This is a genomic window from Auraticoccus monumenti (genome assembly GCF_900101785.1).
Taxonomy (GTDB): domain Bacteria; phylum Actinomycetota; class Actinomycetes; order Propionibacteriales; family Propionibacteriaceae; genus Auraticoccus; species Auraticoccus monumenti.
In genome coordinates this window covers 4,291,199-4,303,264 of the sequence record NZ_LT629688.1, presented here as the reverse complement: position 1 = coordinate 4,303,264, position 12,066 = coordinate 4,291,199, and the positions used below count along the sequence as shown (strand labels likewise).

11 protein-coding genes are annotated in these 12,066 nt (G+C 72.6%); all 11 read left to right on the top strand.

From position 1 onward, the window contains the following. The 11 genes from rpmA (at position 1) to BLT52_RS19845 (ending at position 12,064) form a co-directional block, all read left to right on the top strand. Positions 1 to 267 (top strand): 50S ribosomal protein L27, encoded by a 267-nt coding sequence (gene rpmA, locus BLT52_RS19895; protein WP_090595930.1) that lies wholly within the window; start codon positions 1 to 3, stop codon positions 265 to 267. A gap of 111 nt (positions 268 to 378) precedes the next feature. After that, on the top strand, positions 379 to 1,533 hold the full coding sequence (locus tag BLT52_RS19890) for an AAA family ATPase (protein WP_090595929.1): 1,155 nt from the start codon (positions 379 to 381) through the stop codon (positions 1,531 to 1,533). A 49-nt stretch (positions 1,534 to 1,582) separates the two neighbouring features. Beyond that, entirely contained in the window at positions 1,583 to 3,058 is a 1,476-nt protein-coding gene (obgE, locus tag BLT52_RS19885) for a GTPase ObgE (protein ID WP_090595927.1), read from the top strand. Then, positions 3,051 to 4,169, top strand: coding sequence for a glutamate 5-kinase (gene proB / locus BLT52_RS19880; protein WP_090595926.1), 1,119 nt, complete (start codon positions 3,051 to 3,053; stop codon positions 4,167 to 4,169). Before obgE ends, proB begins: the two co-directional genes overlap by 8 nt. A gap of 171 nt (positions 4,170 to 4,340) precedes the next feature. Next, positions 4,341 to 6,005 (top strand): ABC transporter substrate-binding protein, encoded by a 1,665-nt coding sequence (locus BLT52_RS19875; protein WP_231946414.1) that lies wholly within the window; start codon positions 4,341 to 4,343, stop codon positions 6,003 to 6,005. Between the two features lie 83 nt (positions 6,006 to 6,088). Then, positions 6,089 to 7,111: an ABC transporter permease gene (locus tag BLT52_RS19870; RefSeq protein ID WP_090595924.1), complete on the top strand. Its 1,023-nt coding sequence runs from the start codon at positions 6,089 to 6,091 to the stop codon at positions 7,109 to 7,111. After that, positions 7,108 to 8,058: an ABC transporter permease gene (locus tag BLT52_RS19865; RefSeq protein WP_090595923.1), complete on the top strand. Its 951-nt coding sequence runs from the start codon at positions 7,108 to 7,110 to the stop codon at positions 8,056 to 8,058. The genes BLT52_RS19870 and BLT52_RS19865 overlap by 4 nt, the downstream gene beginning before the upstream one ends. 44 nt (positions 8,059 to 8,102) lie before the next feature. Beyond that, positions 8,103 to 9,122: an ABC transporter ATP-binding protein gene (locus BLT52_RS19860; RefSeq protein ID WP_090595922.1), complete on the top strand. Its 1,020-nt coding sequence runs from the start codon at positions 8,103 to 8,105 to the stop codon at positions 9,120 to 9,122. Then, positions 9,119 to 10,270: an ABC transporter ATP-binding protein gene (locus BLT52_RS19855; protein ID WP_090595920.1), complete on the top strand. Its 1,152-nt coding sequence runs from the start codon at positions 9,119 to 9,121 to the stop codon at positions 10,268 to 10,270. The genes BLT52_RS19860 and BLT52_RS19855 overlap by 4 nt, the downstream gene beginning before the upstream one ends. A gap of 61 nt (positions 10,271 to 10,331) precedes the next feature. Beyond that, positions 10,332 to 11,429 (top strand): S-(hydroxymethyl)mycothiol dehydrogenase, encoded by a 1,098-nt coding sequence (locus BLT52_RS19850; protein WP_090595918.1) that lies wholly within the window; start codon positions 10,332 to 10,334, stop codon positions 11,427 to 11,429. Then, complete coding sequence (locus BLT52_RS19845) at positions 11,426 to 12,064, top strand: MBL fold metallo-hydrolase (RefSeq protein ID WP_090595917.1); 639 nt, start codon at positions 11,426 to 11,428, stop codon at positions 12,062 to 12,064. Before BLT52_RS19850 ends, BLT52_RS19845 begins: the two co-directional genes overlap by 4 nt. The last annotated feature ends 2 nt before the right edge of the window (positions 12,065 to 12,066 follow it).

The following is a 12,066-nucleotide window of genomic DNA, read 5'->3' as shown; positions in this document are numbered from 1 at the left end:
ATGGCACACAAGAAGGGCGCATCGTCCACCCGCAACGGTCGTGACTCGAACGCGCAGCGCCTCGGCGTGAAGCGGTTCGGCGGCCAGCTCGTCAACGCCGGCGAGATCATCGTCCGCCAGCGCGGCACCCACTTCCACCCCGGCGACGGCGTCGGCCGTGGTGGCGACGACACCCTCTTCGCGCTCCGCGAGGGCACGGTGGAGTTCGGCACCCGTCGCGGTCGCCGCGTGGTCAACATCCTGGAGGTCGCGCGCGTCAGCGCCTGACGTCCTCCGTCGACAGCCCCGTCCCGACCGGGACGGGGCTGTCGTGCGTCCTGGCTTCCGTCAACACCTAAAATGGTGGCCCTTTTGGGTTCTTGAGGTAGGTTCGCCCTCATGCGTGGTCCCTTCTTCCCCGGTGCGGGGACCAGCCCCTTCCGACTCGAGGGCCGTGACGACGAGCTGCGGACCTGGCACCGGATGCTCACCGACCTCGCCGTCTTCGGCCAGACCCAGGCCCGCCACCTGGTCGTCCAGGGCGTGCGCGGGGTGGGCAAGACCTCGCTGCTCAAGCAGTTCGCCGAGGACGCGCTCATCGAGGGCTGCCTGGCCGTCCGGGTCCGCTGCCAGACCAGCGGCCGGGAGTCGCTGATGGAGCGGGTCCGCCACGCCGTCGACGCCGCCCTGGAGCACCGTGACCTGGCCGCCGAGCACGGGCGCGTGGTGCGCGCCGCCGTCAGCACCCCGGTGGGTGGGCTCGAGGTCGAGCGCGAGCTCTCCCGGCCCACCGGTCTCACCGACACCGACTTCATGCAGTTCCTGGTCGACGCCACCGCCGAGGTGAAGGGGCGGGGCGGTACCGGGGTGGCGCTGCTGGTCGACGAGACCCAGTACGCCGACCGCACCAGCCTGGTCAACCTCTCCGAGCTCGTCTCCCTGATCGGGGAGCGCGACGCCGACAAGCCCCCGCTGCTGCTCTGCTTCGCCGGGCTGCCCACCGACACCGCCGAGAAGGTGGCCCGCTCCTCCAGCCACGCCGAGCGCGTCTACCGCACCATCACCCTGGGCTACCTGGACCGGGCCAGCACCCGCGACGCGCTGCTGCTGCCGGTCCAGCAGGCCGGCGGGCAGTGGGAGGCCGACGCCCTCGAACGGGCGGTCGAGGTCACCGGCGGCTACCCGGCCTTCATCCAGGAGTACGGCCAGGCGATCTGGGAGCTGCGCCGTGGCGAGCGCATCGACGCCGCCGTGGTGGCCGACGGCATCACCGCGGCCCGTCCCCAGATCGAGGCCTACTTCGAGGGCGCCTGGACCGCCGCGCCCCCGCTGGCCCGCTCCTGCCTGGTGGCCCTGGCCGAGGCCGGTGGTCGGGCGCGGATGCGCGAGCTCGCCCAGGCCCTCGGCCGCGGCTCCAGCAGCGAGATCTCCTGGGCCGTGGAGGAGCTCCGCCAGCGCGGCACCGTGCTCAAGCCCGAGCGCGGGGTGGTCGTCTTCGGCCGCTCCGGCATGGCCGAGTGGGTCCTGGAGCACCACGCCGAGGACCAGCCGTGAGCCACCCCGCACGTCCCACCAGCACCACCGACCTCCCCAGGAGAACCTGATGGCCATCCCCAGCTTCGTCGACCGGGTCACCCTGCGTGTGCAGGGCGGCAACGGCGGCCACGGGTGCGCCTCGGTGCACCGCGAGAAGTTCAAGCCGCTCGGCGGCCCCGACGGGGGCAACGGCGGTGACGGCGGCTCGATCGTGCTCCGGGTCGACCCCAACCTCACCACCCTGGTGGAGTTCCACCGCCAGTCGGTCCGGCGCGCCACCAACGGCCAGCCCGGCCGCGGGGACCACCAGGCCGGCTCCCGCGGCGAGGACGTCGTGCTGTCGGTGCCCGACGGCACCGTGGTCACCGACGCCGACAGCGGCACCGTGCTCGCCGACCTGACCGGGGCCGGGGCGGAGCTGGTGGTGGCCGCCGGCGGCAAGGGCGGGCTGGGCAACGCGGCACTGGCCTCGTCCTCGCGCAAGGCCCCCGGCTTCGCGCTGCTGGGCGAGGAGGGCGAGGAGCTGCTGATCGCCCTCGAGCTCAAGGTGGTGGCCGACGTCGGCCTGGTCGGCTACCCCAGCGCCGGCAAGTCCTCGCTGGTGGCCGCGATCTCCCGGGCCCGGCCCAAGATCGCGGACTACCCCTTCACCACGCTGATCCCCAACCTCGGCGTGGTGGTGGCGGGGGAGACCACCTTCACCGTGGCCGACGTGCCCGGGCTGATCGAGGGGGCCAGCGAGGGCCGTGGGCTCGGCTTCGACTTCCTCCGCCACATCGAGCGCTGCGCCGCGCTGGTGCACGTCATCGACACCGCCACCTACCTGCCGGGCCGCGACCCGCTCTCGGACCTGGACGTGATCGAGGCCGAGCTGGCCGCGCACGGCGGGCTCGAGGACCGTCCGCGGCTGGTGGCGCTGAACAAGGCCGACGTCCCCGACGCCGCCGAGCTGGCCGAGATCGTCCACGCCGACGTCGCCGCCCGCGGCTGGCCGGTGTTCGTGGTCTCCACCAAGAGCGGTCAGGGGCTCAACGAGCTCATCTTCGCCATGGCCGAGCTGGTGAGCGCCCGCCGGGCGGCCCAGCCGGCGGCCGAGCCGGCGCGGATCGTGCTGCGTCCCGGTCCGGCCCGGGGCACCGGCCCGGAGTTCACCATCGACCGGCAGGGCGACGGCGACGGCGGCTTCGTCTGGCGGGTGAAGGGCAGCAAGCCCGAGCGCTGGGTCCGTCAGACCGACTTCGGCAACCCCGAGGCCGTGGGCTACCTGGCCGACCGGCTGAACCGGATCGGCATCGAGAACAAGCTGCTCGACCTCGGCGCCCGCGCCGGGGACGCGGTGGCCATCGGCGGGGAGGACGCGGTCGTCTTCGACTTCGCCCCCCAGGTCGACGTCGGTGCGGAGATCCTCAGCCGACGCGGTGAGGACCAGCGGCTGGAGGAGGACCGTCCCGCCGCCCAGCGCCGTCGGAGCAAGGACGCCGACTACCACGCCCGCCGCGAGGCCCGGGAGGCCGGCGGCTGGGACGAGGACCCCGGTGCGTGAGTCCACCCGGGCCCAGGTGGCCGCGGCGCGTCGCGTCGTGGTGAAGGTGGGCTCCTCCTCGCTGACCACCGGCGGCGGCGACCTGGACACGGCCAAGGTCGCCGCGCTGGTGGACGCCCTGGCCGCGGCCCGGCACGCGGGCCGCGAGGTGGTGCTGGTCTCCTCCGGGGCCATCGCCGCCGGGCTCGCGCCCCTCGGGCTGCGCACCCGCCCCCGCGACCTGGCCACCCAGCAGGCCGCGGCCTCGGTGGGGCAGGGGCTGCTGGTGGAGCAGTACGCCCAGCGCTTCGCCGCCCACGGCATCACCGTCGGGCAGGTGCTGCTCACCGTCGAGGACGTCACCCTGCAGAGCAGGTACCGCGACGCCTACCGCACCGCGGCCAAGCTGCTCGAGCTCGGTGTGCTGCCGGTGGTGAACGAGAACGACACCGTGGCCACCAAGGAGATCCGCTTCGGGGACAACGACCGGCTGGCCGCGCTGGTGGCCCACCTGGTCCACGCCGACGCGCTGGTGCTGCTCAGCGACGTCCCCGCCCTCTACACCGCCCACCCCGACACCCCGGGGGCCGAGCGCGTCACCGACGTCGCGGACCCGACCCGGCTGGTCGGGGTGGACGTCTCCCGCCGCGGCTCCGCGGTGGGCACCGGGGGCATGGTGACCAAGATCGAGGCCGCGCGGATCGCCACCTCCGCCGGCATCCCCACCCTGCTGACCTCGGCGGCCTCAGTGGCCGGGGCGCTGGCGGGGGAGGACGTCGGCACCGCCTTCGCCGCCACCGGCAAGCGCCGCCCCACCCGGCTGCTCTGGCTGGCCCACGTCTCCGACGCCCAGGGCCGGCTGGTGCTCGACGCCGGCGCGGTCCGGGCCGTCACCCAGCGCAAGGCCAGCCTGCTGCCCGCCGGCGTCACCGCCGTGGTCGGGGCCTTCAGCGCCGGCGACCCGGTCGACCTGGTCGACCCCGACGGCGCCGTGGTGGCCCGCGGGCTGGTCAGCTACGACGCCAGCGACCTCCCGGGCATGATCGGCCAGCGCACCGGTGCGCTGGGCGACGAGCTCGGCGCCCAGTACGCCCGCGTGGTCGTGCACCGCGACGCGCTGGTGGTGCTCTGAACCCAGCCGCCCGAAGGTCCAGCAGGACGATCTGCGGCCGGATGTTTCGAACACGACACGATCTCGTGCCTGAGGCGACACCGGGGGGCCGACCTCGCTAGGTTGCCCGCAGGACGTGGGTGATCCCCACGCTGCCGTGGCCGTGGGCCCTGGACGACGAGGTGGAGTGCAGTGAAGCAGACAGTGTTCCGACGGGGAGCCGCGCTGGTCGCGTCCCTGGCCCTGATGAGCGGCCTGGCCGCGTGCGCGGAGAGCCAGCGCGAGCCGGACCCGGCCACCGACGGCGGGGAGGAGCAGACCTTCGTCTTCGCCGCCTCCTCCGACCCGGTGATGATGGACCCGGCCATGGCCAGCGACGGCGAGACCTTCCGCGTCGCCCGCCAGATCTTCGAGGGCCTGGTCTCCACCGTGCCCGGCACCACCGACCTGGCGCCCTCCCTGGCCACCGAGTGGACCAGCAGCGAGGACGGCCTCAGCCACACCTTCACCCTGCGCGAGGGAGTGACCTTCCACGACGGGACGGCCTTCGACGCCGAGGCGGTCTGCGCCAACTTCGACCGCTGGTACAACTGGACCGGGATCAACCAGTCCGAGAACATCACGTACTACTACGGCAAGCTGTTCCGCGGCTTCAAGGGCGACGACACCGCGCTGTACAAGAGCTGCACCGCCGACAGCGCCACCGAGGCCACCGTCGAGCTGAACTCCCCGTTCGCCGCCTTCATCCAGGCGATGACGCTGCCGGCGTTCTCGATGCAGAGCCCGACCGCGCTGGCCGAGCACAACGCCGACGACACCGCCGGCAGCGAGGACGACCCGCGGTTCTCCTCCTACGCCACCGAGCACCCGACCGGCACCGGCCCGTTCAAGTTCGACAGCTGGGAGCGCGACCAGCAGGTCACGCTGACCCGCAACGACGACTACTGGGGCGAGAAGGCGATCGTCAGCAAGGCCATCGTCCGCACCATCAGCGACCCGACCGCGCGCACCCAGGAGCTCCAGCAGGGCAGCATCGACGGCTACGACCTGGTGGCCCCGGCCGACCTGCAGCCGCTGCAGGACGCCGGCTTCACCATCCAGAACCGCCCCGCCTTCAACATCCTCTACCTGGCGCTCAACCAGAACACCGAGGCGATGAAGGACGTCCGCGTCCGGCAGGCGATCAGCCACGCCATCGACAAGGAGGCGATCATCGCCCAGACGCTCCCCGAGGGCTCGAAGGCGGCCACCCAGTTCATGCCCGACCTGGTCAACGGCTACTCCGAGGACGTCACGGTCTACGAGTACGACGTGCAGAAGGCCAAGGACCTGCTGGCCGAGGCCGGCCAGGAGGACCTGACGATCCGGCTGGCCTACCCGACCGGGGTCTCGCGGCCCTACATGCCGACCCCGGAGGACACCTTCGTGGCCGTGCAGTCCCAGCTGGAGGCCGCCGGCATCACCGTCGAGCCCGTGGCGGCCAAGTGGAGCCCGGACTACCTCGACATGGTCCAGGGCGACGGTGGCGTGGACAAGCGCGACATGCACTTCCTGGGCTGGACCGGTGACTACAACGACCCGGACAACTTCGTCGGCACCTTCTTCGGCAAGAAGGGCAACGAGTTCGGCTTCGAGGAGGAGGAGCTCTTCAGCGCGCTGAAGGACGCCCGCGAGCTGCCCACGCTGGAGGAGCAGACCGGGGCCTACCAGGAGATCAACAACCAGATCGCCGAGCTCGTCCCGGGCGTCCCGCTGGCCCACCCCGCCCCCTCGCTGGCCTTCCGGCCCCAGGTGCAGGGCTACACCGCCAGCCCGGTGCAGGACGAGGTGTGGAACACGGTCTCGCTGACCGAGTGAGCCCAGCCGGCACGGGGGCGGTCCGCACGGGCCGCCCCCGACCCGCGTCCGCGAGGACGCGTCCTGCCTCCGAGAGGTGAGTGATGTTCCGCTTCGTCGTCCGCCGGCTGCTGCTGCTGGTGCCGGTGCTGTTCGGGTTGAGCGTGCTGCTGTTCATCTGGCTGCGCGCCCTGCCCGGCGACCCCGCCCGCGCGCTGCTGGGGGAGAAGGCCACGCCCGAGTCCATCGCCCGGGTGAACGCGCAGTACGGCTTCGACCGACCGCTGCTCGAGCAGTACCTGACCTACAGCGGGGCCCTGCTCCGCGGGGACTTCGGGTCCTCCGCGATCAGCGGCGAGCCCGTGCTCAGCACCTTCCTGAACCGGTTCCCCGCCACCATCGAGCTCGCCCTGGCCGCGCTGCTCTTCGCGGTGGTGGTCGGCATCCCGCTGGGCTACCTGGCCGCCCGCCGCTCCGGCGGGGTGCTCGACTTCGTCGCGGTCGGCAGCTCGCTGGCCGGGGTGGTGGTCCCGGTGTTCGTGCTGGCCTACCTGCTCAAGCTGGTCTTCGCCATCGGCCTCCCCGGGCTGGACCTCCTCGCCGTGCTGCCCGCCTCCGGGCGCCAGGACGTCCGGATCGACGCCACCCACGTGACCAACTTCTACGTCCTGGACGGCATCCTCACCCGTGAGTTCGACGCCTCCCTGGACGCCGCCCTGCACCTGGTGCTGCCGGCGGTCGCGCTGGGCTCCATCCCGCTGGCGATCATCGTCCGGATGACCCGGGCCAGCGTGCTCGAGGTGCTGCACGAGGACTACGTCCGCACCGCCGAGGCCAAGGGCCTGGCCCGTGGGCTGATCACCCGCCGCCACGTGCTCCGCAACGCGATGCTGCCCGTCACCACCACCATCGGGCTGCAGACCGGTGCGCTGCTGGCCGGGGCGGTGCTGACCGAGACGGTGTTCGCCTTCAACGGCATCGGCTCCTACCTGTTCGACGCCATCTCCAGCCTGGACTTCGCCGTGCTGCAGGGCTTCATCCTGTTCATCGCGGTGATCTTCGCACTGGTGAACCTGGTGGTGGACCTGCTCTACGGCGTGATCGACCCGAGGATGAGGACGCGATGAGCCAGCCGACCGTCGACCCGCAGCCCTCCCGCTGGCCGCCCCGGCTGGTGCAGGCCATGGGCGGCGACGCCGTCCCCGACGAGAAGGGGACCAGCCTGTGGGCCGGTGCCCTGCAGCGGATGCGCCGCAACCCGACGGCGATCCTCGGCGCGGTGATCGTGCTGGGCTTCGTGCTGGTGGCGCTGCTGGCCCCGGTGCTCGCCCCCTACGAGCCGGCCAGCACCGAGTGGATCGCCATGGTGACGCCCTCCGACGTCCCCGGCCCGTTCCCCGGGCACCCGCTCGGGCTGGACCCCTTCGGCTCGGACCTGCTCACCCAGCTGCTCTACGGCGCCCGCCAGTCCCTGATCATCGGGGTCGTCTCCACCGGGCTGGGTCTGCTGGTCGGGGCGCTGCTGGGTGGGGTCGCCGGCGCCTTCGGCGGCTGGGTCGACACCGTGGTGATGCGGGTGGTCGACATCCTGCTCTCCATCCCCTCGCTGCTGCTCGCGGTCAGCGTGGCCGCCGTGCTGGGCCGCAACCCGCTGGCCATCATGATCGCCATCGCCGCCGCCCAGGTGCCGATCTTCGCCCGGCTGCTGCGCGGCTCGATGCTGGCCCAGCGCGGCCAGGACTACGTGCTGGCGGCGTCCTCGCTGGGGCTGCGCCGGCGGACCGTGGTGATGAGCCACGTGCTGCCCAACTCCCTCGGCCCGGTGATCGTCCAGGCCACCCTGACGCTGGCGACCTCGATCATCGAGGTCGCCGCGCTGTCCTACCTCGGGCTCGGCGCCCCGAACCCGGCGGTGGCCGAGTGGGGCCGGATGCTGGTCAAGGGCCAGGAGCGGCTGCAGTCAGAGCCGCACCTGACGCTGCTGCCCGGACTGTGCATCGCGGTCACCGCCCTCGGCTTCACCCTCTTCGGCGAGGCCCTGCGCGAGGCCCTCGACCCGAAGGCGCGCCGGTGAGCACCCAGGTCCCCCCGGTCCCCGACGCACCAGCAGGGAGCACCATGAGCACCTCGACGACCACGGCCCCGCTGCTGGACGTCCGCGACCTCACCGTCACCTTCCAGCGCAAGGGCGGCCGGGCCACCTCCGCGGTGGACGGGGTGTCGTTCACCATCGCCCCCGGCGAGGTGGTCGGGGTGGTGGGGGAGTCCGGCAGCGGCAAGTCCGTCACCTCGCTGGCCGTGATGGGGCTGCTGCCCACCCGGGCCACCCGGGTCGGCGGCCAGGTGCTCTTCGAGGGCCGCGACCTGCTCACCCTGCCGACCGCCGAGCGGGCCAGGATGCGGGGCCGGGAGCTGGCGATGGTGTTCCAGGACCCGATGAGCTCGCTCAACCCGGTGCTCACCGTCGGGCTGCAGGTGACCGAGGTGCTGCGCCGCCACAACGACATCTCCGCCGCCGACGCCCGCACCGAGGCCGTCGACCTGCTCCGTCGGGTCGGCATCCCCGACCCGGCCCGCCGGGTTGGGGAGTACCCGCACCAGCTCTCCGGCGGCATGCGGCAGCGGGCGCTGATCGCCATCGCGCTGGCCTGCAAGCCGCGGCTGCTGATCTGCGACGAGCCGACCACCGCCCTCGACGTCACCATCCAGGCGCAGGTGCTGGAGCTGCTCCGCGAGCTGGTCGCCGAGATGGGCACGGCGATGATGATGATCACCCACGACCTCGGTGTGGTGGCCGGTCTCTGCGACCGGGTCAACGTGATGTACGCCGGTCGGGTGGTCGAGGCGGCCGGGCGCCAGGAGCTGTTCGCGGCGCCGCGGCACCGCTACACCGAGGGCCTGCTGGCCTCGATCCCGCGGCTGGACTCGCCGCGGGGGGACAGGCTGACCCCGATCCCCGGCACCCCGCGGGACACCATCGGCTGGGACCGGGCGTGCGCCTTCGCCCCCCGCTGCCGCCACGTCACCGACGCCTGCATCCACCCCGACCTGGAGCTGGCCGAGATGGACCCGGACCACCACGTCCGCTGCGTCCACCCCGCCGGACGTCCCGAGCCCGCCACCGAGGAGCACCGATGACCGCGGCCACCCCACCCGCCGACGACCTGCTGGTGGTCCGCGGGCTCAAGGTGCACTTCCCGATCAAGCGCGGCATCGTGCTGGACCGCACCGTCGGTCACGTCCGCGCCGTCGACGGCGTCGACCTCACCGTCGCCCGCGGCACCACCTACGGGCTGGTGGGGGAGTCCGGCTGCGGCAAGTCCACCCTGGGCCGGGCCGTGCTGCGGCTGGAGGAGGCCACCGAGGGCACGATCACCTTCGACGGCACCGACGTCCGCGCGCTGGGCCGGGAGCCGCTGCGCAGGTCCCGCCGGCGGATGCAGATGGTGTTCCAGGACCCGCTGTCCAGCCTCGACCCGCGCCAGAGCGTGCAAAGCCTGCTGGTGGAGCCGCTGCGCGCCCACGGCCTGAACGAGGCCGACCGGGAGCGCTACGGCGCCGACGGGGAGAAGGCCTGGTTGGCCAAGGCCGCCGACATGCTGGAGGTGGTCGGGCTGCCGCGCTCGTCCCTGGCCAAGTACCCCCACGAGTTCTCCGGCGGGCAGCGGCAGCGGATCGGGATCGCGCGGGCCATGGTGCTCAACCCCGAGCTGGTGGTGGCCGACGAACCCGTGAGTGCGCTCGACGTCTCCGTGCAGGCCCAGGTGATCAACCTCCTGGAGGAGCTGCAGGACCTGCTCGGGCTGACCTACGTGGTGATCGCCCACGACCTGGCCGTGGTGCGCCACATCTCCGACACCATCGGGGTGATGTACCTGGGCACCATCGTCGAGGAGGCCCCCAGCGACGACCTCTACGAGCAGCCCCTGCACCCGTACACGATCGCCCTGATGTCGGCCATCCCGGTGCCCGACCCCGAGATCGAGGACAGCCGGGAGCGGATCCTGCTGGCCGGCGACCTGCCCAGCCCGGCCGACCCGCCCAGCGGCTGCCGGTTCCACACCCGTTGCCCCTGGGTGCAGGAGACGCTCTGCGCCGACACCGTGCCCGACCTGCGCGAGCTGGGTCCGGGCCGCAAGGTGGCCTGCCACTGGGCCGAGCAGATCCGCGACGGGGAGATCCGCCCCCGGCACGTCACCCCGGACGAGACCGTCGAGGACGACGGGGGCGCACCGGGCGGACCGGTGCCCGAGGTGGCGACCGCGGTGACCCCGGCGATCCCCTGAGGCCCGGCTAGGCTCGCCGCGACCGGGGCAGACCACCTCGGCGACGTCGAGGAGGAGACCCGTGCCCACACAGGTGCAGGGCGTGATCGCCCGCAGCAAGGACGCTCCGGTGGAGCTGACCACCATCGTCATCCCGGACCCGGGACCGGGGGAGGTGGTGGTGGACGTGCAGGCCTGCGGCGTCTGCCACACCGACATGCACTACCGCGACGGCGGCATCAACGACGACTTCCCGTTCCTGCTCGGTCACGAGGCCGCCGGGGTGGTGAGCGAGGTGGGCGAGGGCGTCACCGACGTGGTGGTCGGGGACTACGTGATCCTCAACTGGCGTGCGGTCTGCGGCCAGTGCCGGGCCTGTCTGCGCGGACGTCCCTGGTACTGCTTCGACACCCACAACGCCAGGCAGAAGATGACCCTGCTGGACGGCACCGAGCTCTCTCCGGCGCTGGGCATCGGCGCCTTCGCGGAGAAGACGCTGGTGGCCCAGGGCCAGTGCACCAAGGTCGACCCGGCCGCGGCCCCCGAGGTGGCCGGGCTGCTCGGCTGCGGGGTGATGGCCGGCATCGGTGCGGCGATCAACACCGGCGGCGTCACCCGCGGTGACACCGTGGCCGTCTTCGGCTGCGGCGGCGTCGGCGACGCCGCGATCGTGGGGTCGCGGCTGGCCGGCGCGGCGAAGATCATCGCCGTCGACATCGACGACCGCAAGCTCACCACCGCCCGCGAGATGGGGGCCACCCACACGGTCAACTCCAAGGAGACCGACGCGGTGGAGGCCATCCGCGCACTCACCGGCGGGTTCGGCGTCGACGTGGCGATCGAGGCCGTCGGGCGTCCGGAGACCTACGAGCAGGCCTTCTACGCCCGCGACCTGGCCGGCGTCGTGGTGCTGGTCGGGGTCCCCAACCCGACGATGGAGATCACCCTGCCGATGATCGAGGTGTTCGGACGCGGCGGGGCGCTGAAGTCCTCCTGGTACGGGGACTGCCTGCCCAGCCGGGACTTCCCGATGCTGATCGACCTGCACACCCAGGGCCGGATCGACCTGGCCGCCTTCGTCACCGAGCGGATCGGCATCGGCGACGTCGAGGCCGCCTTCGAGAAGATGCACCGCGGCGACGTCCTGCGCTCGGTGGTCATGATCGGGGCCCCCGCATGAGCGCCTCGACCTTCCGCATCGACCGGACCGTCACCTCCGGCACGTTCTCCCTCGACGGCGGCACCTGGGACGTGGACAACAACGTCTGGGTGATCGGGGACGACACCGAGTGCGTGGTGATCGACGCCCCGCACGACGCGACGGCGATCATCGACCTGGTGGGGGGCCGCACCGTCACCGCGATCCTGCTCACCCACGCCCACGACGACCACATCGACGCCGTCAGCACCCTCTTCGAGGCGGTCGAGGCCCCGGTCCACCTGCACCCCGACGACCGGATGCTGTGGGACGCCGTGCACGCCGACACCGGCCCCGACGGCGACCTGGCCGACGGCGCGGAGTTCTCGGTCGCCGGCCGGACGCTGCGGGTGCTGCACACCCCGGGCCACAGCCCGGGCAGCTGCTGCTTCCACCTGCCGGAGGAGGGCGTCGTCTTCACCGGCGACACGCTGTTCTCGGGCGGACCGGGGGCCACGGGCAGGTCGTACTCCAGCTTCGAGACCATCATCGCCTCGATCACGGAGAAGCTGCTGACACTGCTGCCGGAGACCGTGGTGCACACCGGGCACGGCGACTCGACGACGATCGGTGCCGAGGCCCCGCACCGGCAGGAGTGGGTCGACCGCGGTCACTGACC